The following is a 22,193-nucleotide window of genomic DNA, read 5'->3' as shown; positions in this document are numbered from 1 at the left end:
CCTACAAAAATGCTATCGCCAGAAGATCCACGAATAGTCCTACTATAACCACGATCACATCATTACTGTTGAATAACGAATCATTTTCTTTGCTAATCAAAAATTACATCTGTAAAAAGCATAACAATGAAAGCAGTATTGATCACCGGGGCGAATAAAGGCATTGGTTTTGAAACCGCTAAACAACTTGCACAACTTGGATATTTCATTTATATGGGAGCGAGGGATGAAATGCGGGGACATAAAGCCGTTCAGAAATTGAACGATAACGGCATTAACAATGTAGAAAGCGTAGTAATTGATGTAACTGACAGAAATTCTGTTCATCAGGCAAGGCAGATATTGGAAGCTAAAACCGGATCATTGGATATCCTGATCAATAACGCGGGAATAGGTGGAGAACTTCCCCAGGATTTAACAAGTTGTGATTTGAGTAACCTGCGAAAGATATTCGATACCAATTTTTTTGGAGCAATACAAACTACACAGGAATTTCTGCCACTGTTGAGGAAAGCTGAAGGAGCATCTGTTATTAATATTTCCAGTGAGGTTGGTTCGCTGGCCGCTTTGAGTACACTTGAAGATTCAGAAAGAAATAGGTTTCATGCCTATGGCTTGTCCAAGAGCGCTCTAAACGCTTTTACAATAATGTTGGCTAATGAACTTCGTGACAGTCATATCACAGTAAACAGCGTAACTCCAGGGCATACTGCTACTGATCTGAATCAATTCAAGGGAACGAAAACAGTGGAGCAAGGTGCAGCAACCATTGTGAAAGCGGTAACGATGTCCCATCCTGGTAGTGCAAAATTCTATAAAGATGGAGGCGAAGCACGCTGGTAACAGTTGCGATAAGGTCTGATATATTTAAACAATACTTTAGATTTCTCATGGGAATAGTTGCGCTTGAAGAACATATTTCCTTTCCGGAAATGGCAGCCAGAATACCCAAAGAGGCATTAGGCGGCTTCGGCCAATCACCGGTCATGGAGGCAGCGGATGGGTATTAACTTTTTGAAATGTATCGAACTCCCTGAGGACCAAATAGCAAAGATTGCTTTTGGTAATGCTGACAGATTACTAAATTTGAATGCTTAAGCTATTAGATTATGACACGTATTCCTGTGGATAAGTTGCAAAATAAGACAAGTACGGGATTGCAGATCAAGTCATTCGGCCCTGGCGACAAGCAGAAACATAATGCGAAAACGTCAGAAGCCCACCGGGACGATCATTATATTTTTTTCCTGCTTACGAATGGTTCCGGAACAATAAATGTTGATTCGCAGGACGTTCTTCTTACCTCCGGTCAGCTCTTCTACATATTACCCTCACAAATTCATTTTCGAATTGAAACCGATCAAGCCGAAGGGTGGTTCCTTGCCATAGACACCTCCTTAATTCAACCCAACTTAAGAGATGTCTTTGAGGGCCGGCTAAATTTACAAGCCCCTTATGTTTTGACAGATTACGAATCAATACGATATTCGAGTTTGCTCAAACTTTTGCAGGAGGAATTTATGGAACGTAAGGATGAAAAATTTTTTCTGCCAATCATTTCTGCACTTGTACAATCATTTTTAGCGATGGCAGCAAGCTCGTATAGTTCCGTGATATCTGAGTATGATAAACATAATCGGGCTGCAGAAATTACCCGTCAGTTTAAAAGGTTGCTTATAGAGTATAGCCATTCTATAAAAAGTCCTTCTGCATACGCAGCAAAGCTGAATGTTTCAATAGGCTATTTAAATGAGGCTGTTAAAAAAGTTACAGGTTCAACAGTTACTTATTGGATTCAGCAGGAGGTATTTCGCGAAGCCAGGCGCCTGCTTTATTACACGGATCTGGATGTAAAACAAATTGCGTATGAACTGGGATATACAGATCACAGTTATTTCATACGCACCTTTCGTAAGGCGTGTGGATTGTCGCCGTCAAAATTCAGAGTTTTGGGCGCTTACGAGCAACAATGATGATATCATAATATTTCTAAATAAAATGAGCCCCGATATTTTGTCGGGGCTTTTTTTTATATATAACATAACGCGCATGCAACATCAAAGTATTTTGATCTTCCTGTAATGTTAAAAAAAATACCTTGCGGCCGCCTTGGATACCGTTCAATAAAAATCCGATTTCCACACCCAGAAAACAAAACAATGAACCATACCCTAAACCATGCAATCCTTTGCGTGCTGTTGATCATTGCTACTATGCAAAAGGCAAAGGCCCAATGCCCTGCCGCCACACCCCTGACTATTAATTCGATTAACTCTACTGAAAGCCGTTGCGCCGCCACGGGAAAAGCTACTGTATCGGTATCGGGTGGTTCTACCCCTTATGTCTTCAGTATTGTTGCGGGCCCCGCTTTATCACTGCCGCAATCGTCGAATATTTTGCAATCGCTGGCGCCGGGCAGCTATACCGTACAGGTAACCGATAGTTGTAATACATCTGTTACCGGTAATTTTACAGTAACCGGTACGTACACGGTTCCCTCACTGGATGTTACCACGCAATCGCCCAGCTGTTCTTCGAGCAGCGATGGTTCTATAACCTTCCATGTTACCGATGGCCGCGGGCCGTTTATAGATTCGCTGGTGAGCCCATCGCCTGTTATCGCGGGGCTATCTGCAGGCAACAATGTATTTACCAACCTCCCCGCCGGCAACTATACCTGCAAGGTGATCGACTCGTGCGGTAATTTTCAAACCAGGGTGGTAACGCTCAATGCAAGCACCAGTAGTGTGACGATTGCTGCGGCAGGCCTCCAATACCTGGGTTGCGATTCTTTTGCCTGTAATGTTGAATGTTTTATAAACGGTTTCAAGCCCCCTTATACCGTTTCGTTGACAGGGCCCGATGGCACCGTTACTACGAATACGGTCAATACCCCTGACATTTTCGGCGATATTACAAGCCAGTTCACGCTTAAGTATCACCATATTCCGGGCGATAACAAAACCATGGCCGTAAGCGTCACCAATAATTGCGGCGTAACCGGTTCCGCTGTCATTATTCTTGATCTACAGGGGTTCGATATGGTTGCCAACTCCGCCGTTTTACCCGGTTGCGGCGGTCAATTCGCCTATACATTTGATCAATATAATGACAACAGCCAATTCCCTTCCTCCAAGCATTGCAGCACCATTACCTATACCTTGGTAAGCCCCACCGGCGCCATCCTGGCTACACAGACCAATAACTCAACGTTTTCAGGATTTCCACCCGCTGCGGGATATAAAGTGATCAGGCAGGATTGCTGCCAGAAAGATTCCCTGCAGTTCGACTGGGCAGGCGGAGCTGCATTTCATATTACCAATGCCTTCCCGATGATATACGCCTCCTGCAAGGAAGGAACAACAGGTCTGCAAATGAATTTCAATTTCAACTCCAGGCAGGGGTACATCGTGGTGGCATCAGGCCCTTCTTTCATGACAACTGTCGATGGCACGGTGCATCCCCTGACCTATCCTGATACCATAAAAAATGTAACATTCAACGGGGTGTTGCTGGACTATTTTACCGTAGGCACTTATAAAATAATCGCCATTACCACGTGCGGCGAGCAAGACAGTGTAATGGTTACTATAGGACCTGGTGATCTACGCCATTCCCCGTTCTCCGCATCGCTGGTAAAAGGTTGTACGAACGCCAGTAAGATCCTGCTGTTTGCTTCAACCAACACATATTGGTCTTCTGCATTTCCCGATGGCACCATCACGGTCAATTCGATCTATAACAAAGGCGCTAATAGTCCCTCTTTCAGTGATGAGGTGACGAATCTTTCGCCCGGGACCTACTATGCCGCCTACCACTACAGTACTGCTTATAATCCAACCTTCCTTAACGACATGAGCAGTTGGGGGTGTGATGTTGTTACCGATACCATCGTTGTCCCTGTGTATACACAGCCCTTGTTCAATCCGGCTGCTGCCGTTGCCCTTTGCGGGGCCACCCGGCAGGTAGCATTGCTGCCCGACAGCACACGCGGGATACTGCCGTTTCAATACCAGATCCTCAACGGGCCCTATGCCACGCCGCTGCAGGCAAGTCCTGCATTCACCGGTCTTGCCCCCGGCACGTATACGTTCCTGATGACCGACGCCTGCGCCAACAGTTATTCGCGCAGCATTACCATCGACACCCTGGTGGTACCAAATGTGGTCACCACCGGTAGTACCTGTATTGGAGGCGCCGCCGTGCTCAGCCTTCCTTCCAGCCCTTTCTTCAGCTACTCCTGGCAGCGGCCCGGCGGATACTTCAGCACCGGAAATACCCTTGTTCTGAACCCCGTTTCTATTTTGGATACCGGAAAATATATCATTTCAGTTACCAGCACCATTGGCGGCTGTACCAGCACCACCAGTAAAAGCCTTACGCTGAGCGCCTGTTCTACACTGGCAGAAACCCTGTTGCATTTCAGCGGTCAGCGCAAAAGCGGTACTGTTCAACTGTACTGGCAAACAACCAATGAAGAGAACATGAGTTATTATCTCGTTGAACGAAGTACAGATGGCATTGTGTTTACGCCAGTACAGCGGGTAACGGCTACAGAAAACTCCATGAATAATTATACAGCGACAGACATGCATGTGCCTTCAGGGATTGTTTACTACCGGCTACAAATGGTTGAAACCAGCGGCATGGTGCGCTATAGCCCCATTATTTTGTTCAATAACAATAATGAACAGCCATTCAATGTATATCCCAGTTTGATCACTGGCAATACACCGGTTACAGTTACCTGCCCGGTTACCAGTCATACGTCCTACATAAGAATAATTGGCGTTGATGGCAGGGTATGGCGTACCATTCCAGTTGCGGCAGGCATAACCCAAACCCGTATCGACGTTACGAGCCTGGCAACAGGAAGCTACTTCATTGTTTTCACCGGCAATAATAATTTAGTATCTATACCTGTCTGGAAAGAATAACAGGAGAAACATCGAAACAGCCTATAAACAGAAGGGGCTACATTTGTATTACGAGATGGAGATAGATGTTATTATGCCGACGAAGATGCTGTAAGTCCTCTTTATTGTCAAGGTCTTCCCCAAACCGGTTCGAAAGTTGTAACCTACAGCCCGCTGATAAATTTTAAACGCCTTCAACTCGTTGGATTTGAAGGCGTTTTCTTTTCGAAATATTGCCACAGGTTTATGGCCTTTTCAAAACGCCCCGGCATGGATCCCGAACTCTCGTAATGAGGCGTCATACTTTGATGCCTTTTTTTATGCAAATGCAATGATTCAAAATGAATTCAAAGGGGAAATAATGTAAATTCCACATCAAAATCGATCCTTTGGATACCAGTATTTTTCTAACACACCTGAAAAGCTATGTAGATGTGCCCGAAGAGGAATTCAGGGCATTTCTGACGCTGCTCGTACCATTACAGTTAAAAAAAGACGAACACTTCTACCGGGCAGGTGAAGTCCCGCGTTATAGTCCATTTATTTTAAAAGGGTGCCTCAGGCAATATGTGGTAACCGATAACGGAGACGAACAGATTATCCTGTTTAATGAAGAAGGTAACTGGGCCGGACAGGTAGGAAGCATGCGGACAAAAACACCAACTAATGTCTATTTGCAGGCCCTGGAAGATTGTGAGATACTGGGAATCACCCTTGACCATATCGATCTGGGTATGGCCAGGTTTCCATGGTACCAGCGCTATTTTCTGAAAAAGTATCCGGCAGACCATGCCCGATTACTGGAGCAGGCCAATCGATTGAAAACGGAATCTCCTGAGACGTTGTACCGGCAACTGCTTAATGAAAGGCCTTCGCTGGTTCTTCGCTTACCACAGTATCATATAGCCAATTATCTCGGGGTTCGTACGGAGACCCTCAGCCGTATTAAAAATAAAATCGCCAGGCGGTAATTTATTGATTTCGATCAAAAAAAATTCCTTTTCCGCCTCATAACTTCGACTCTATAAAACATGGCACTTATGGAGTTACCCATTCCTGTAAATACAGCCGAACACCGGCTGAACCGGACCCGCTATTATATGGGGGGATACTGGACTTTTCTGGCCACCGGGGCTGATACAAACGGGCAGTTTAGCCTGATTGAAATGAATTTGCGTGCTGGTTTTGAACCTCCGCTTCATACACATACTTATGAAGATGAATCGTTTCATGTATTGGAGGGTGAGTTAACTGTAAATTGCGGAGATCAGGAACAGGTGCTGAAAGCCGGAGATTTCATTCATCTGCCAAAAGGTATTTCCCATAGTTTTAAGGTGAACGGAGAGCAGGCAAAAGTACTATTGCATTTTGTACCAGCCGGATTAGAAAATATGTTCCAGGAACTGAGCCAGAAAGCGGACAAGCTCGAATTCCCTCTGCCGCCACAAGGCCCCCCACCTGCAGAGTGGTTGCAGAAGTTGGCGGTGTTGCAGCAACAATTTGGCATCACTAACATAGATAACAAAAAAATAAAGGCAAATTGAATAAATGTTAGCAATCATCATTGGCATAGCATACTATCTATAAACATCCAATTGACCATTTTCGCGCGAAAGCAATTAAAGTTAAAAAATTCACTATTAAAAATGCAGATTTAGAACAAATAATATGGACTAGTATTGACCGGTTTCCTTCGAATTACAAGAAAAAAGCAATCCAAATATGAAAATTAGAATTCGATGGTTCATCAAGGCCATTACTTAAGCCTCGTCCACACGCCGGCCTTTTCCAAATGTACCCGCGCTGACGATATACCATTGCTCCATACTGTAAATTTCCCTTTATCTTTTCTTTCAAGCGTATAAACCAAAGCTATAATTTGTTGATTGGTTATGACAGTTTTTTCAAGCTCACGAGGTATAAAACGCGAGCCACCCGAAACGTCAGGCAATGCGGAATTTGGATTTGGTATCCAGTTAAGATCGTCTGTAACTACAAATGCAATCATCCGGAAATAACCAGGCTTTTCAAACCAAATATCACCAAATAAACTTAACAAGCCAGAATTGGATGATCCCGTTGTGGTCCATCTGGCTTTCCCGGGCAATGGAGTACCATCTTCTTCCACATGTTCCATTCTTGCCAACAAAGCAAATCCATTTGGGACGCCGCCAAATAAACCATATTCAAAGTTGTGATCACATGAATTGAGCGCGGCAGTTATCGAATTATATATACCACCTAATGTAGTTACACTTTCCTGTTTAAAAAGGTTAAATGGAACAAGAATATCTCTATATCCGGCAGGTGGTGGCCACGGAAAAGATGGAAGACTGGGTATGGATCCTGACATAAGCATCATTCCCGGGGGATGCAGCATATCGAGTGCTGTACCAAAAAACTTTTTTACTTTTCCTTCTACCTGAACCTCAGCAATCGTATAGGCGATTAATCCCTGGTGCTCCCATGGATTTTCATTTAATTTAATTAGTGTTTCAGCAGCGCTGCGACTCTCTATTTCATTTGTATCGGCTAGTTGTTTATAAAGGTCGGGAACGTTTACAAAAGTTTTATCCGATGTCATCTCCAATGTTCTGTCAATAAGTGCTTTGGTTTCTGATGAAGCATTTATTTTACGCGCCTGTAACGATGTTATAGTCGATTTATTAAAGGGCGCCAGGCTTTTGATATTATCAAAGAAGCTGTATTCTAATGGCCTTCCTGAATTCAACCACGATTCAAAAATAGCAATTGATCCGGGGCCTAGCTTATTTGCAAAGCGCAGTGCTTCTTCTCTCACATATTCATCGGTATCTTCAAGCATTTTCTTAGTAATACTCAATTTACGTGGATCTGTCACAGGCATGCTATCCATTAACTCGAATACCAGTTTGCGTACTTCCGGTGAAGTATCTTTTATGACCTGATCGATAAAATCGCCGGGCTTGAGGTTAAGGTCGTGCCAACTATATACAACAGCATAACGCACCTCCGTTTTGCCGTTGGAAAAGGCCTTTTCGAGAGCACGGCGCGTTTTTTCAGGATGATCTTTCAAAGACCGGGTTGACCACACTGCATCTTCCTGTCCTTTTGATTCGGTATTGTCAACAGCAAGTGACAAAATAATATCAGCAGCTTTTTCATTCTCATTGGCGATACCACTTAATGGATAATAAACCAAAGCCGACCGGGTTCTTTTACTGAGAGTTGGATCATTGATAATGCTTATAAGGCGATTGGGGTCGGCTTTGGCAAGCGAATCTGCAGCATCACCGCTCCAGCCCGCATACCCCTCAAAATGCCTGGATGCTTTTTCTAAGACAGCCATTACTTCGTCGGACCTGATACCTGCGCCAAAAAGCTTTATGGCTGCCCTTGTGCGTTTCCATTCTTTTTCGTTTGACAGAAACCTTTGAAGTAACTCAATGTAATTTGAACCACCTGGTCCCATGCTCAAAATCAAATAAAAAAGCTGATCCCTGACAAGTGCAGTATCCATGTATTTGTCAAGAATTATTCTTGCCCCCTTGTCCGTCCAGCCAGGCTTTGATTTAAAAACAACTGCAATCTCATCTGAAGAATTTCTTTGTGTGCAGGCTAATTCTATTAGTTCAACTATAAAATTTTCCGAAGGTTCAGCGGCCTTTGTCTTTGCAGCTATAGCTAGTAAATATTCAAGCTGATCTTTATCAGGATGATTGAATTGCCCGAAAATGACTGAGAGCGCTATGGGAGAGCCGGCTACAATATTCTTTTCTGCAAGTTTAGCCATTTCCCTTATTGTGCAGGCTTTAACCTTTTCATCGGTATCGGAAAGCATAGTCAATAACGCATCCACTATACGTTGACTATATTCTTTTCGCATTTGGGCAATAGATGATGCCGCTGTAATTGCAGCAAGTCGAACCAAGGGTGCTTTGCTTTTTAGTGCATCAATCACTTCTTCTATTGTTAAGGGAGATAGATTATTAATAAATACGGAATATACGGTTGGATTGCCCTCATGTTCCGGATAATCTTCATCGTAATAATTGTAACGGGAATCAGTAACTCCCAATCGGCTTAAAACCACAAATTGTATATCACCGGTTGAATTTTTTAAATATTGCTGAAGAATATTGGAAGCGCTATCGGCTTCGAGCGGGTAAACCTGCAGTACAGCAGCCTTTACATCGGCATTACCAAAACGCAAACAATTCCTGAGTTGTATATATCCTCTACCCGGAATTTTGGAAAGCGCTGTCGCCGCCGCTGTCCTCTTTTCTTCATTGCCCTGTATAACCATCGCAGCCAAAACAGGAAGAACTTTATCAGGTGATTCTGCACCCATTTTCCCGAAAAGCCCGGCAATAGCCACTGACAACCGTACATCTTTACCTGCGAGCGCTTCATATAATTTATCGGTAGGCTCAATGGGTACACTCTTCAATATTTGAAGGATGATCGGTGGTGAGGTTTTATAGGCATTCAGTAGTGCGTCGACATCTGTAGAACGGGCATACCGGAGTGCAGTAAAGGCAAAGTCTGCCGGCGTAATTTTAACAGATCGCCATCCATTTAAAGCTGCTGATGAATAGTCATACTGTCCGATTACATTTTTATTTGAAAGTTCACGTAGAAGCATTTTAGTGGCCGGAGAACCCAATCGTATCAGATCGGCTATTGCCTGGAATTGTACTTTCGGAGATTTATCTTCAAATGCGCCTATGATCAAAGATAATATTTCGTCGCTCATATCTTTCTGCTCTGCTAATCGCATTATTGCGAATTGTCTTAAACGTTCGTCTTTACTTTTTGTAAACTCAATGAGCCGGGACAACGAATAATCGATCGTATCACTGACAAGAGAAGGATAACTTTTGACAATTTGTTTCTCCTGTGCCTTTGCATGGAATGTAACGGTGAATATAAAAAACAAGATCATCGGGATGCAGCTACCAAACCGACGAAATTGATTTGAGAGTAGCAGCATTTGTTCCGCGTTGTCGCTTTTATTCATGATACTTTATTTGGCTTCCAGAAAAGATTGATGGCTCGTCTTGTTAAATTCCGCAAAATAAAGAGAATCAAAACTGTATTAATAACAGATGTAATGAGCAAGGGTATTTGCACCTCCTGTACACCGTTTATGAGAACAGTAAGTAATAATAAAGGCGATCCAACACTGGATAGAACCAGGACATTAAAAATAGCCTGTAATGAACTTTCCCCGTTATCACTAAGCTTTTCAATGGCGGAAGTCTGATGATTGTATTGCCAGAACTGTATCGCTGTCACTGCTAAGAAGCACATCAGCAAAGTAAAGACGTTATAGAATATCTTTTGATACCATGGTAATGCTTTTTGCCTGCCTGTACCGAACTGCCGGATCAACATTTCTGAATCTGACCGGACGGTTGAAGTGTCATTCACCAGCTTTTCAAGAAATATCGCTAACTGTCTATAACCTTTTTCCTCATCCTCAAAAACATCAAACCAGTTCAATCCTGTAAGTTCATATGCAAAGGCGCCCGTTAAACTGACATTAGTAAGTCGAACACCGAGGAGCGGCACTGATAGTGAACTCGCCAATGCGAGTTCCCTTTTTAATTCATTTGATTTTTGCGCATTTTCTGAAAGCAATATCAGCATTACCTTTGCCTGACTGAGATGGCTTACGATGGCTTCACGCCAATTGACGCCCGGAGAGATCAACTGATCATACCACACGGCAATTTTATGTTCCGTCAAAACAGTATTAATCCGGTTAGCAGCATCCATGTCTCGCCTGCTATAACTTATAAATATCTCATTCTTAATGTCAGTTTGTATTCCTGATTGAATGCCCAAAATTTGTTATGCTTTTGATTTTGTATTAAGTTATTCCCGGTTTCGAGATTACGAAAATTCCATGAACCACCGAAGGGTGTTTTTCACGTTTTTTATAACAAAACCATCATTCCCGATGCGCCTTTGTTAAAAAACAAGATGGTGAACCTGTTTCCCAAAGGGCAATCCCCATCACAACCTCACTACACCATTCTTCAACGCAAACAGCACCAACCCCGTCCTTGATTTCAGATCCAGCTTTTCAAACAGTGCATCGCGATAATTATCGATCGTGTGCACACTCAGGTTCATTTTAACGGCTATTTCCTTATACGTGAGCTCAGAGCAGCAAAGCTCCAGGAACCTGATCTCATTAGCGCTTAGGTCGCTCACCACATTGGGTGCGTTTATTTCCTCCTGTAGTGATCGTATCAGCTTGCCCGTTACCAGGTTATTCAAAAAATAATCATGTTCGGCAATGGTCTTAATGGCGAAAACCAGGTCGGCTGCAGTTGATTCTTTCAGAATATACCCCCCGGCCCCGCACTTCAGCATCCTGATGATGGGTTCATCCTCTTCAAACATACTTAATGCCAGCACTTTTACCGATGGATGGTTTTGCTTAAGCCACCGCGTGGCGTCATAGCCATTCACCTGTGGCATGGTAATATCCATCAATACAACATGCGGTAAAGGATGATTGGCTATTTTTTCTTTCATGATGCCGCCATTGGGCGCATCAAATACAATTTTTATCTCCTCATTTTCCGATAAAATGCTTCTGATCCCCTGCCGGAACATGGTGTGATCGTCTACAATTCCTACCAGAATTTCTTTGTTGTCCATTCTTTAAATGTATGGAGTTTCAATTTTTATTTCGGTTCCGTTGCCGGGCGAAGTAATAATGTCAATTCCACCGGCAATTAATGCTACCCGCTTCCTGATGTTAAACAAACCCAGGCCCTTTTGCGCTTTCAACAGGTCGTTTTCATGTATACCTTTTCCATTGTCTTTGATCACCATCCTCAGGCAGTCACCATCCTGGTCTATAGACACATCGATGGCAGTGGCTTCGGCATGGCGCACAGCATTGTTCAACAATTCCTGAAAAATGCGAAACAGGATAATATCTTTATCCGACTGCTCCTCCTTCGGGTGATAGTTTTTGTTAAAACGGATGGTATGGGTGCCTGCTTTTATTAAGTAATCGAGCTCAAAAGCAATTGCTTCGTCTAGCCCCATCCGGATGAGTTCCTGTCCATACATAACCCGCGAAAGCTGCCTTAGTTCTTTAATAGCGCGTTTGGCCAGTTGGGAGGCGGAATCTACTTTCTCAGGTATGCGGGCGGGTTGTTCGGGTTTAATAGTACTGAGGGTAATAACCAGCAGGCTTAACAGTTGTCCGATGCTGTCGTGCAGGTTACTGGCAAAGTTTTGCATGGTTTGCTCCTGCACCTCGATCTGGCTTTTCAACAATTCATTTTCAAAGTTGGTTTTCAGCCACTCCTTTTCCTGCTCATGCCTTTTCTTTCTGTTGTTGTACAACATTACAAAGGCGATAAGGGATACCGGCGCTATCAGAAAGATCACCGACGCAACACCGATCAGGGAATAGAGGTCCTTTGAAAATATCTGCATATAAAAGAATATGACCAGCAGGCGTACAATATTACATTTAATATACTAAATACAACATAACGGGCGGAATGAGTTACACCCGGCGAGGAGGCGACATCCTGAACCAGGTACTTAAAAAAGATGTTACAGGCCATTCCCGCAAAATAAAAGCAAATGGTACCATTAACCCACCAGAAAGGCGCATACGTTGATAACTGCCTGAACTTCTCTTCTTTTAATAACCGGTAGTAAAAATAAATACTCACCAGCACTATTTCAACCGACATAACTGTTGAAGAGGTTGAAACATATGCCCTGAAGTGTAATGTATAAAGCTCATAGAAATAAAAGATCAGGAAAAATACCAGCCAGGCCACCAACAGCTTCTTCAGGCTGTCATTGGTTTTAATCAAATGATAAAAAAACAAATTCAGAACGGTACATTCAACTACCAGGAAAATATTATACAACATAAAGTTATGCTTATGTAACTCATTGCGTATATATATTCCAGCTATTTCTGTTATGCAGGTAAGCATCAGAAAAAGGATAAAGCCTTTCCAGGCTTTATCCTTATCCCTGTATAAGCAAAAAAGGCTTATCGCAAAGCATAAAAATTCAGAAAGCGTATTTACTGTAAAATAAACTGTCATATTCTTATGGAAGTAATGTGGCTCCATCGGCATAACAGTTAGCTGGTGGCGGGCACAACTCGCCCTGGTTTTCGGGTGTTGCAGTAATAATTCCACCTTGCCTGCCAATCCTGTTATAATAATAGTCCCAGTGCAGGGTATCCTTTTTGCCGTCCCTCACAACAACTGTATCGAAAGTTGAGACCATGACGAGCGTGCTTTGGTCGAGGTAATTGGGTTTGCAATGGAAACCGTGCTCTTCAACACTATCATACGCGGCAAAGTAAAATCGGATGCCATCGCCATTTTCATCCTTTATCCGGTTAATGAGGTCGCTTAACTGGTCTCTGCTAAACCATACAGTTCGGGATCCATGCCAGCCCGGAAAGCTATTTCTTCTATATACCCGGCCATTGAAATTATGTACAAGACGTCTTGCAGTGCTGGTATCCAGACTACCGGTCAAAGGCCCGGAGGTACCTGTTGAGGGTTTGCATGCACCCGCAAAAAGAATTGCCAGGAAAGAAAAAAGGATCAGAGGTTTCATATTGTATTGTTTTATTATGTACAAGATCAGGTTGTAAACATAATTACACATGCGTTTACAAAGGAAGGTCTTAAAGATACAGTGCACAAGGTTAAAAACCGCCTATCCTTACCCTAAAACCACTTTTAAAAACCCTGTTTAGGGGGTATCCCGCCCCTGGCGACCGGCTTAATTTAGTACCGATTCTTTTTCACAACTAACAATATACGATTATGGATGAAGTAATGGCCGTAGTGGTTTGTTTTGCCGGAAATTATGCCCCGCGGGGCTGGGCCCTCTGCAATGGACAGATACTGGCGATCTCAACAAACCAGGCTTTATTTTCCTTACTGGGTACTACATACGGCGGCGACGGCCGCTCCACCTTTGCATTGCCCGATCTGCGCGGACGTACTGCAGTGTCCACCGGTCAGTCGCCTTTCCGGAATTACGCCCTGGGGCAAAAGTTAGGAACTGAGTCGGTGACCCTGGATATAAGCCATATCCCAGCACACAGGCATGATGGTGATATCACTGTACAATTACCGGCCAATAGCGGTCCGGGAATAGATCCCACGGTGAATGGCGGTTTCCCGGGAGATTTTACAGGCGCTTATGCAACAACTGCAAACAGCACCATGCAGGCGCCTGATTATAAAAACGTCACTATGACCACTGTGGGCTCCGCGATACCGGTAATTACGCGGGCGCCCTATCTCGTTATTAACCATATCATTTGTTTACAGGGAATATTTCCCACCAGGAATTAATCATCACCTTATAATAATCACACGTATGTTCATTGATCCTTATATAGGCGTAGTAGTTCCATTTGCCGGCAATTTTGCACCGCAAAGCTGGCTGTTGTGCCAGGGACAGCTATTATCAATAGCCGAAAACGAAGCCCTGTATACCATACTGGGCACTACATATGGCGGCGATGGCATCAACACCTTCGCGTTGCCCAATTTATGCGGACGTGTAGCCATCCATGCAAGCCAGAATTATATACCGGGTGAGATTGGAGGCAATGAAATTGTTACAATTACTGCCGGTAACCTTCCCATGCATGGGCATGAGCTGTTTGGCGCCATAACGGGTAACCCATCCTGTTCAGACATCGCCGGAACTACCAGTGCGCCTGCCAACAATTACCCGGCCATCGTCAATGGCGGCTCCGCAGAGTATAGCACAAGCGCCAGCGATACCATATCGATGGGGGGGGCAGCTCTAAACACGCCCACACCGTTGGCCCCCACTCCACTTGGACAACAACTGCCCATCAATACCCTATCGCCTTTTCTTGCCATGAATTATATCATTTGTGTAGCAGGCATTTATCCACCACACAGCTGATCGCTCAATTATAAAATAGTATTTGTATGAATGAAAGTATAATAGGATTTGTAACACTTTTTGCCGGCAACTTTGCCCCCCTGAACTGGGCTTTTTGTGATGGAAGCCTGATACCCATCCAGGTTAATACCGCTTTATTTGCGGTCATTGGTACTACTTATGGTGGCAATGGTACAACTACCTTTGCGCTGCCCGATTTGCGGGGAAGAGCGCTTATAGGTGCAGGACCGGGGATCACCCCTTACGTGCCCGGCGAAACAGGTGGTACCGAAACAGCAGGTCCATTGACAAACAACAATATTCCGGGGCACACCCATACTCTTCAGGGAACCATTACGCCGCATGCGGCTGGTGTAGCCAACTCGTTAACGCCCAAAAATGCAGTATATGCCACCAACAACAACCAGCAAATGTATGCTTACTCTACCGATGTAAACCTGGCATCGTTTAAAGCTACTATTCAGACCACGGCAGTTGGCGCTGCCAACCCACAACCGTTACCGATCCTGCATCCGGTGCTGGCGTTGAATTATATCATTTGCCTGAGAGGTGTGTTTCCCAACAGAGGTTAATCTCCAAAAAATAAATTATGATAACCCGAATAGGATTGCTTCTTCCGCGCTCTACCGATTACCCGGCAATGGGATACGATATGCTGGATGGCTTGCGATGCCGGCTTACCCCGGGCAGTGACCCGGAATACCAGTTTTATACAGAAAACATTGGCTTTGGCGAAAACAATGAGCTCAGTTATTCCAAAGCTGAAAAACTTTTTCTGCAGGACAAGGTAGATATCCTGATCGCTTACTGTAATTCGGCCAATGCAGAAGCCTTATACCAGCTGGCCGGCGCCTTTCAAAAACCGTTGCTCATTCTCGATGCCGGCATGCAGTTGCCGCAGGAAAAAGCTTCGCCCTGGTGTTATCATATTACCCTGCAGGGGCTTCATGGCTGCCGCATAGCCGGCAACATGTCGGGAACGGGCAATCGTAATGTATTAATGGCCACTTCCTTTTACGATGGCGGTTACCGCGGGCCCTGGAGTTACGACCGGGGGCTTTCTGAAGCCGGAGGCGCCGTCTGCGGAAATTATGTAAGCGGCTACAGAACCGCTGAATTTAATATAGATCAGTACATCAGCCTGCTCAAAAATACGGAAGCCGCTTCTGTGGCGGCCTGTTTCAGCAGTTATTTAGCTGAACTGTTTTTCAATGCCCTGAATGAAAAAAACTCGGAGGCTATACCGGTGCCTTTTTATTGCGCTCCGTTTATGGCTGAGGAGCAACTGCTCAGTAAATGTAATTTTCCCGGAGGGGAATTTTACACCGTTGTACCCTGGTCCTCGGCGCTTGAAAACCCGCAGCAGACAGAATTCACCAACAGTATACGACAAGCCACCAACAAAGCGGCCAATATTTTTCACTTACTGGGATGGGAAGCCGGAATTGTAACAATCGCGCTTGTCGAATGTGGCATTCAGTCATTGAAAGATTTTTCTTACCTGAGCCCGAGAGGCAAGACCACCATTCATCCCGAAACACATTATACCTATGCCCCGCTTTATAAGGGAAAGATCATTGGCGGCCAGCATGGTAAATGTGCTTTACAGATAACCGAAACTATTCCGCCGGATGCCGGCATGCATATAAAAGTAATGAGCGATCAGCCAACATCATTTATGTCGGGATGGAAAAACAATTATTTATGTATCTGACAATAAAAATACCAGGACTACGCCTTGCAGCCATCATCGCCCTGCTGTTCACTTTACAGGCATCGGCACAGCAATGGGATTATGCCGCCCGTTATGGCGGCAGTTCTACCGGTTTCAGTGATGCCATCAACACCATGTGTACCGATGCATCGGGCAATGTATACGTAACCGGTAATTTCAATGGCACCATCAACTTCGGCAATGGAACGCCCACCCTAACCGCCACTGCCGGGGGAACACAAACAGAAGGGTTTGTAGCCAAATTTAACGGGGCCGGCCTTTGCCAGTGGGCAATTAATTTTGGTGGCGCCGCTACAGATGCAGGCGGACTGGGCATTGTTACCGATGGTACTACGGTTTATATAACCGGTCAATCGCAATTCCCCTGTACCATAGGATCGTCTACCACCCTTAATTCGGTAGGCGGCAGTACAGACGGGATTGTATTTGCGCTGAATGCCTCCTCCGGCGCCACTACATGGGCCAGGGCATTCGGCGGCGCCGGCACGCTCGACCGAGGACAAGCCATTCGCATGGACAACGCAGGTCATATATACATCTCCGGTATTTTTGGCACGCGCACCACCAATGCCACAGCCTCTTTTGGCGTAAGCGGACTTTTTCCCAGAACAGTACAGGGAAATATCTCTTCCTATACAAGCGACTTTTTTGTAGCGCAGCTCGATGCCTCATCCGGCACCTTCAACTGGGTGAGCTCGGGAGGCGCTTCGTCACAGGCATCGCCACTCATAGTGGGTAATGATAATGTAACAGGAAGCGGTATCGCTTTTTTGCCCACGCAAAACCAACTGCTGATAACCGGTTCCTTTGCCAATTCAAATGCCGCTTATTTTTCAAATGGATCGGCCTCTGCGGCGGTGACGTTGACCAATGCCGGAGCTGCCGATATCTGTTTATTACGCATGGACCTTTCGGGCAATTTCCTGAGCGGAGTTGCCGCAGGCGGCCCTAATGCCGATGAGGCGCTGGCCGTTACTTATGACCCCAACACATCGGCGGCCTACATCAATGGCTACTTTAACAGTGCAACCGTAAGCGGCGCTTTTAGTTTAACCAACAGCGCCGGCGGATTTGATGAGATATTTTATGCGCGGTACAATCCCGCCACCAGTACATTTACCTGGGTAAAAAGCGCCAGCGGTTCAGCCAGTGGGAATGATGTGGCCTTTGCCAATGATGCCAGCGCCACCGGCGTATATATAACGGGCAGGTACCAGAGCAACATTTCTTTTCCCGGCGCGGTTACTCCATTAACAGCGAGCTCGGCAGGCAGTGATGATGTTTTTTTATTAAAAGTAGATGCGGCAACGGGCAATGCCATAGAACTGGCCACCGCCGGCAGTTCAACCAGCGGCACCGATGCCGGTAGTGATGTAGTGGTAAGCACTGGTAATAATATATGGGTGGGTGGCATTTTCGCCGGCGGCACTATGTCGTTTATACCTTCTTCCCCACCCCTGTCTGTTACAGCAGGCATCGACCTGGAACTTTTTATGGCCAGGTATAATGATCCGCCCCCTTCTATTATAACGCAGCCGGCAACAGCCACTGACTGTCTCGGCCTCCCCTCAGTATTCACCGTAACCGCTTCCGGATCTTCGCTTACCTATCAGTGGCAGGAAAGTACAGATGCCGTATTCAGCGCACCGGTAACCTTAACCAACACCGGTATCTATTCAGGCGTAACTACTGCCACACTTACTATTTCAGATAACACTACCGTAAACGGAAGGTATTACCGCGTAAAGGTTTCCAATGGCGGTGGTACGGTTTACAGCAATGGGGCATTATTGAATGCAACCGTTCCCTCGTTACCCGGCGCCCATACCAGTAAAACACAGGCGGTAAATACAGCCAACAACTTATACTACGGTTCATCCTGTCAGTTAATTGACAAGGTAACACCTTCCGGCGCCGGCGCGGTAACAGGCAATGTAACCAGTGAAGTATGGGTCGAAAGCACCGTGCCCGCCTATCGCTCGGAACCATTTGTGCAGCGGCATTATCAAATTATTCCGGCAGCCAACCCGCTTACAGCCACCGGTACGGTCACCCTATATTTTTCACAGGCCGAATTCGATGCTTTCAATGCAGCACCCGGCAGTACGGCCAATTTACCAACCGGTACATCGGACAATGCTGGTAAAGCCAACCTGCGCATTGGTAAATACAGTGGCAGCAGCAATAATGGCACCGGCTTACCGGGCACCTATTCGTCAGTAACGGTCATTGATCCGCCAGATGCAAACATAGTATGGAATGCTGCCACAGGCAGGTGGGAAGTAACGTTCACGGTAACAGGTTTTGGTGGTTTTATTGTACAAACCAGTATTTACGCATTGCCGGTTGATCTGCTTTCTTTTGCTGCCCAGGTATCAGGTGCAGACGTAAGAGTAACCTGGAAAACCGCCGGCGAAGCCAATCATGATCATTATGAACTGGAACGCAGTACAGACGGCCGCAGCTTTACCACGGTAGCTACTATTGAACCCATTACAGGAAACAGTATAAAAAATTATGACCATACCGATGCCGGCGCTGCCGGGCTGAATACAGCCAGGCTATACTATCGCCTTAAAATGGTAAGTACATCAGGCGCTGTAACCTACAGCAACATAGTTACAGTGGATTTAAGTACGCCGTCAATACCTGTAACGCGTGTTGGGCCCAATCCCTTCCACAATACACTCGAAGTGGGTTTGTATATGCCCGAAAGTAAAAAAATGGTAATTCAATTGACCGATGTATTCGGCCGAAGGGTTGCGCAGGAAAGCCTGCAGGCATTGAAGGGATTCAGCACCTATGTAATGAGTAACACCTCGCGGTTGATGCCAGGCGCATATTTGCTGACGATCACAGTGGACACCCAGTTGTATTCGTTCAAAGTATTGAAGCAATAATCAATTTAATAACAACAAACTTTATCACCCTTAACCTATCAAATCAGCACCATGAGTAACCAGTTCCAGGACCTATTAAACGCATTGATCAAAGCAAAACTGCCCGATATCAATACGGCAGTACCCTTAGCCATCCGGAACAGAGGATTGGACCCTATGATTAATGTAACATCCGGTTCGCAAACCATCGGAAGCATCAACCTGGGGATTTGCACTGCAGACGCTACCGCCAGCTATGTATTGCAAAACCTCAACGGCCTTTCTACACTCCGCATCAACTCCCTGGCCATTACTTCAATAGTTGCGCCAAAAGATGGATTGTCACTGCACGGAACGGTGCAATTAAATGCAACCGTTACGTCGAACCTGGGCATTCACCTGGGCGGAAGCTTCAGGGCGGGTTGCGGATTTCTTAAGCCATCTGTAGGGCTTGGCGGAAACGTAACGATATCATCTGTATCGATCAATGCAACCGGCGATTTTGATGCTACAATCGGAAACCAGATCTGCCTCACCCATATCGAGATCAGCCATCCCGGGTTGAATTATGGCGGGGTAAATGTGAATATCGATGGATTAGGAATATTCAACAGTTTGCTTCATCCCCTCGAAGGATTTATTCTGGGACTGGTAAAAGGGCCCATCATCAGTTTGATAGAGGGAGCGGTAACTCCTGCCATCAACAATGCGTTGAACGGTATTTTCCCGCAATGCACCTCACTGGCCTAAACCATTGAAAAATGAAAATCTTCATAGAACCGGGCGATGCAAAACGCGCCGGGGTGGGTGTATATTATCATCAACCGGTGATCGACGAAACAGGATGCAGGCTGCCAATTAAAGTGGAGCGGCAATTAAGATCACGCTGGTGCTGGGCTGCCATTGCAAGTGCTGTAGCAGCCTGGTACGAAACCATGCACATCAGCCAGGTTCAGGTGGTTGACAGTTTATTAACTGATCTTCCCGCTGGTAAAGGATTGTATACAAACGAAGAGCTGGTGGAAAGAAATGTAAATTTTAAGCTCGACGTTGCCCTGCAATTCGTGCACTGTTTCAGTCACTGGGCAATTGGCAAACCCGCATTTGAAAGAGTTCAGTTTGAAATAAACCAGGGAAAACCGCTGGGCGTTCGCCTGGAATGGTTTAAGGGAGGCGCTCATTACATCCTTATTAACGGGTACAACGACCAGGATGAAAGTATCCTGATCGAAGATCCGCTGCACGGCCCCCAAGTGCAGGAATTTTACCGGTTTCCCGCAAACTACCGGGAATCAGGAGCCGTTTGGACCGAAACTTACTTCACAAACAAAGTAACTAACAATACATAAATAAAAAAATATGGCAGTCTTTGACATTGCTGTAGGAATGACCCAGGCCGGCTTAAACAATACACTGACAGGCCTGTTTGGAAATCCTGTAGCGCAATCAAAAATATTTACCCAACATTATTCGCAAACCATCGAAGGCATTTCGGTTACAGTTGATGTTACTATTCAGAAATGTCCTGCCGTAGTACTGGCGCCGCCTTCAGCTGCCAAATGGCAGCAATCGTACGGCAAAGATGGTACGCAACAAACCGGGCAACCGCCTGCCGGCAATGTATTCCAGGTACTGGTTCCCAGCCTGAAAATAAGCGGCACCATAGCCGGCCAGCCCGTAGCGGCATCAGACGACATTGAAGTGTATACTGAATTTTCACTGGCGAAAAATGTGCTGACCATTACCGGGCTTTCGGTATGGGTAGACGAAAGCACCTGGGCAAAGAACGGGATCACCAAAGCTATCGTAAACGGGCTGATCATCCCCTATGCATTGAACACCGTAAATAAACTGTTGAATGCTATTCCGTTTCCACAGATCCCAACGGAATACACTACTACAAAATTCCAGGACCCGATTATGGATATCACCAACAACAATGAACTGGTGATAGCTACGTCCATGACAAGCAGCCCGGCAACGAAACTGGACAGTTATACCCCGCCCGGTTCACTGAACGCTTTTCTTCAGGCAGGGTTAAACGTTATCAATTCCGTTTTAACGGAGAAGCTGGCAAACATGCCATTGAAAGCATCAGAATCCACCGGTAACAGCGCCGCAAATTCCAGCGCAGAAATAAAGGGAACGCTCAAAAGCGCAGCCGGTAAAATTCAGAACGGAAAAACCTTTGTAAGCATTCAAATTACCGATATAAGCGGTTATGGTGAATTAGGCGGAACCGTTACAACCATCGCCAAAACGGTGTTGTGCCCCATTGGTACTGCCATCGATGCCATTTCAAACCCGAGCACCTGGGACAAGGTAATAGCCAGTTTTTCTATTGAATACAAACCCAACCCGCTGGACATTCCTTTTACCATAAAAGTAAGCGATAAAGAAACCGTACTGTTAAGCATCGGTGAAATCGACAGTGTTCAGATCATTGCAGCCCCCAAATGGAGCGGCGTCATTGGTTCAACCCTCGCAGCCCTGGCGTCAGGCTTTGTGGATCTGCTTTCGGCCATCTTCAAAGGAAAGATCGTTAACCTGATCATAAAAAATGCGGCACAAAACCTTGAAGTGTGGAAAAGCGCTACCATCACCAAACAGATAGAAGGTATAAACGTACAGCTTGCCGCCCAACCCGGCGCGGCGCTGTTGCCACAGGGAGATACGCTGATAGTGGAAGGATTTAATGTAACCTTTCCTAGATAACCATCAACT

The 22,193-nt window shown here is 45.5% G+C and carries 19 protein-coding genes; 13 read left to right on the top strand and 6 right to left on the bottom strand.

Features of this window, described 5'->3' with window-relative positions; all coding sequences use genetic code 11:
* Positions 1 to 126: 126 nt before the first annotated feature.
* The 5 genes from NIAKO_RS05255 to NIAKO_RS05235 all read left to right on the top strand — a co-directional run bounded on the left by NIAKO_RS05255 (position 127) and on the right by NIAKO_RS05235 (position 6,460).
* The gene (locus NIAKO_RS05255) at positions 127 to 843 is read left to right on the top strand and encodes an SDR family NAD(P)-dependent oxidoreductase (protein WP_014217359.1); all 717 of its coding nucleotides are present in this window, start codon (positions 127 to 129) and stop codon (positions 841 to 843) included.
* A gap of 266 nt (positions 844 to 1,109) precedes the next feature.
* Positions 1,110 to 1,973: a helix-turn-helix domain-containing protein gene (locus NIAKO_RS36405; protein ID WP_014217357.1), complete on the top strand. Its 864-nt coding sequence runs from the start codon at positions 1,110 to 1,112 to the stop codon at positions 1,971 to 1,973.
* A 186-nt stretch (positions 1,974 to 2,159) separates the two neighbouring features.
* Positions 2,160 to 4,937 (top strand): hypothetical protein, encoded by a 2,778-nt coding sequence (locus tag NIAKO_RS05245; protein ID WP_014217356.1) that lies wholly within the window; start codon positions 2,160 to 2,162, stop codon positions 4,935 to 4,937.
* Positions 4,938 to 5,305: 368 nt separating this feature from the next.
* Positions 5,306 to 5,887, top strand: coding sequence for a Crp/Fnr family transcriptional regulator (locus NIAKO_RS05240; RefSeq protein ID WP_014217355.1), 582 nt, complete (start codon positions 5,306 to 5,308; stop codon positions 5,885 to 5,887).
* Positions 5,888 to 5,956: 69 nt separating this feature from the next.
* Complete coding sequence (locus NIAKO_RS05235) at positions 5,957 to 6,460, top strand: quercetin 2,3-dioxygenase (protein WP_014217354.1); 504 nt, start codon at positions 5,957 to 5,959, stop codon at positions 6,458 to 6,460.
* Positions 6,461 to 6,672: 212 nt separating this feature from the next.
* Here NIAKO_RS05235 and NIAKO_RS05230 read toward each other — a convergent pair whose 3' ends face one another.
* The 6 genes from NIAKO_RS05230 to NIAKO_RS05205 all read right to left on the bottom strand — a co-directional run bounded on the left by NIAKO_RS05230 (position 6,673) and on the right by NIAKO_RS05205 (position 13,520).
* Positions 6,673 to 9,915, bottom strand: a complete 3,243-nt coding sequence (locus NIAKO_RS05230; protein WP_014217353.1) for a HEAT repeat domain-containing protein — start codon at positions 9,913 to 9,915, stop codon at positions 6,673 to 6,675.
* Positions 9,912 to 10,745, bottom strand: coding sequence for a toll/interleukin-1 receptor domain-containing protein (locus NIAKO_RS05225; RefSeq protein WP_014217352.1), 834 nt, complete (start codon positions 10,743 to 10,745; stop codon positions 9,912 to 9,914). Before NIAKO_RS05225 ends, NIAKO_RS05230 begins: the two co-directional genes overlap by 4 nt.
* 171 nt (positions 10,746 to 10,916) lie before the next feature.
* Positions 10,917 to 11,570, bottom strand: a complete 654-nt coding sequence (locus NIAKO_RS05220) for a response regulator transcription factor (protein ID WP_014217351.1) — start codon at positions 11,568 to 11,570, stop codon at positions 10,917 to 10,919.
* Positions 11,571 to 11,573: 3 nt separating this feature from the next.
* Positions 11,574 to 12,362 carry a sensor histidine kinase gene (locus tag NIAKO_RS05215; RefSeq protein ID WP_014217350.1) on the bottom strand — a complete coding sequence of 263 codons (789 nt, stop codon included), beginning with the start codon at positions 12,360 to 12,362 and terminating at the stop codon, positions 11,574 to 11,576.
* Entirely contained in the window at positions 12,329 to 12,814 is a 486-nt protein-coding gene (locus tag NIAKO_RS05210) for a hypothetical protein (RefSeq protein WP_133055326.1), read from the bottom strand. The genes NIAKO_RS05215 and NIAKO_RS05210 overlap by 34 nt, the downstream gene beginning before the upstream one ends.
* 184 nt (positions 12,815 to 12,998) lie before the next feature.
* Positions 12,999 to 13,520 carry a hypothetical protein gene (locus NIAKO_RS05205; RefSeq protein ID WP_014217348.1) on the bottom strand — a complete coding sequence of 174 codons (522 nt, stop codon included), beginning with the start codon at positions 13,518 to 13,520 and terminating at the stop codon, positions 12,999 to 13,001.
* Positions 13,521 to 13,732: 212 nt separating this feature from the next.
* Here NIAKO_RS05205 and NIAKO_RS05200 point away from each other — a divergent pair, with 212 nt between their 5' ends.
* From NIAKO_RS05200 to NIAKO_RS05165, 8 genes are read left to right on the top strand one after another with little or no spacing between them, the layout of a single operon-like run.
* Complete coding sequence (locus NIAKO_RS05200) at positions 13,733 to 14,269, top strand: phage tail protein (RefSeq protein WP_014217347.1); 537 nt, start codon at positions 13,733 to 13,735, stop codon at positions 14,267 to 14,269.
* Between the two features lie 25 nt (positions 14,270 to 14,294).
* Positions 14,295 to 14,855 (top strand): phage tail protein, encoded by a 561-nt coding sequence (locus NIAKO_RS05195; protein WP_014217346.1) that lies wholly within the window; start codon positions 14,295 to 14,297, stop codon positions 14,853 to 14,855.
* A 26-nt stretch (positions 14,856 to 14,881) separates the two neighbouring features.
* Positions 14,882 to 15,427, top strand: coding sequence for a phage tail protein (locus NIAKO_RS05190; protein WP_014217345.1), 546 nt, complete (start codon positions 14,882 to 14,884; stop codon positions 15,425 to 15,427).
* 17 nt (positions 15,428 to 15,444) lie between these two features.
* Positions 15,445 to 16,569: an ABC transporter substrate-binding protein gene (locus NIAKO_RS05185; RefSeq protein ID WP_014217344.1), complete on the top strand. Its 1,125-nt coding sequence runs from the start codon at positions 15,445 to 15,447 to the stop codon at positions 16,567 to 16,569.
* Positions 16,560 to 19,490 (top strand): T9SS type A sorting domain-containing protein, encoded by a 2,931-nt coding sequence (locus NIAKO_RS05180; RefSeq protein WP_014217343.1) that lies wholly within the window; start codon positions 16,560 to 16,562, stop codon positions 19,488 to 19,490. The genes NIAKO_RS05185 and NIAKO_RS05180 overlap by 10 nt, the downstream gene beginning before the upstream one ends.
* A gap of 51 nt (positions 19,491 to 19,541) precedes the next feature.
* Positions 19,542 to 20,219, top strand: a complete 678-nt coding sequence (locus NIAKO_RS05175; protein WP_014217342.1) for a hypothetical protein — start codon at positions 19,542 to 19,544, stop codon at positions 20,217 to 20,219.
* 11 nt (positions 20,220 to 20,230) lie between these two features.
* On the top strand, positions 20,231 to 20,818 hold the full coding sequence (locus tag NIAKO_RS05170) for a papain-like cysteine protease family protein (protein ID WP_014217341.1): 588 nt from the start codon (positions 20,231 to 20,233) through the stop codon (positions 20,816 to 20,818).
* A gap of 10 nt (positions 20,819 to 20,828) precedes the next feature.
* The gene (locus NIAKO_RS05165; RefSeq protein WP_014217340.1) at positions 20,829 to 22,184 is read left to right on the top strand and encodes a hypothetical protein; all 1,356 of its coding nucleotides are present in this window, start codon (positions 20,829 to 20,831) and stop codon (positions 22,182 to 22,184) included.
* Positions 22,185 to 22,193: the final 9 nt, after the last annotated feature.

It is taken from the genome of Niastella koreensis GR20-10 (genome assembly GCF_000246855.1).
Taxonomy (GTDB): Bacteria; Bacteroidota; Bacteroidia; order Chitinophagales; family Chitinophagaceae; genus Niastella; species Niastella koreensis.
The sequence above is the reverse complement of the archived record's forward strand: the minus strand, read 5'-3'. Positions and strand labels throughout refer to the sequence as shown.

Excerpts from the sequence above, each read along its gene's own strand:
- NIAKO_RS05210 (WP_133055326.1), bottom strand. The coding sequence starts at position 12,814 with ATGTTGTATAATATTTTCCTGGTAGTTGAATGTACCGTTCTGAATTTG.
- NIAKO_RS05190 (WP_014217345.1), top strand. The coding sequence starts at position 14,882 with ATGAATGAAAGTATAATAGGATTTGTAACACTTTTTGCCGGCAACTTT.
- NIAKO_RS36405 (WP_014217357.1), top strand. The coding sequence starts at position 1,110 with ATGACACGTATTCCTGTGGATAAGTTGCAAAATAAGACAAGTACGGGA.
- NIAKO_RS05195 (WP_014217346.1), top strand. The coding sequence starts at position 14,295 with ATGTTCATTGATCCTTATATAGGCGTAGTAGTTCCATTTGCCGGCAAT.
- NIAKO_RS05245 (WP_014217356.1), top strand. The coding sequence starts at position 2,160 with ATGAACCATACCCTAAACCATGCAATCCTTTGCGTGCTGTTGATCATT.
- NIAKO_RS05255 (WP_014217359.1), top strand. The coding sequence starts at position 127 with ATGAAAGCAGTATTGATCACCGGGGCGAATAAAGGCATTGGTTTTGAA.
- NIAKO_RS05235 (WP_014217354.1), top strand. The coding sequence starts at position 5,957 with ATGGAGTTACCCATTCCTGTAAATACAGCCGAACACCGGCTGAACCGG.
- NIAKO_RS05180 (WP_014217343.1), top strand. The coding sequence starts at position 16,560 with ATGTATCTGACAATAAAAATACCAGGACTACGCCTTGCAGCCATCATC.
- NIAKO_RS05200 (WP_014217347.1), top strand. The coding sequence starts at position 13,733 with ATGGATGAAGTAATGGCCGTAGTGGTTTGTTTTGCCGGAAATTATGCC.
- NIAKO_RS05215 (WP_014217350.1), bottom strand. The coding sequence starts at position 12,362 with ATGCAGATATTTTCAAAGGACCTCTATTCCCTGATCGGTGTTGCGTCG.
- NIAKO_RS05230 (WP_014217353.1), bottom strand. The coding sequence starts at position 9,915 with ATGAATAAAAGCGACAACGCGGAACAAATGCTGCTACTCTCAAATCAA.
- NIAKO_RS05175 (WP_014217342.1), top strand. The coding sequence starts at position 19,542 with ATGAGTAACCAGTTCCAGGACCTATTAAACGCATTGATCAAAGCAAAA.
- NIAKO_RS05165 (WP_014217340.1), top strand. The coding sequence starts at position 20,829 with ATGGCAGTCTTTGACATTGCTGTAGGAATGACCCAGGCCGGCTTAAAC.
- NIAKO_RS05205 (WP_014217348.1), bottom strand. The coding sequence starts at position 13,520 with ATGAAACCTCTGATCCTTTTTTCTTTCCTGGCAATTCTTTTTGCGGGT.
- NIAKO_RS05170 (WP_014217341.1), top strand. The coding sequence starts at position 20,231 with ATGAAAATCTTCATAGAACCGGGCGATGCAAAACGCGCCGGGGTGGGT.
- NIAKO_RS05220 (WP_014217351.1), bottom strand. The coding sequence starts at position 11,570 with ATGGACAACAAAGAAATTCTGGTAGGAATTGTAGACGATCACACCATG.
- NIAKO_RS05185 (WP_014217344.1), top strand. The coding sequence starts at position 15,445 with ATGATAACCCGAATAGGATTGCTTCTTCCGCGCTCTACCGATTACCCG.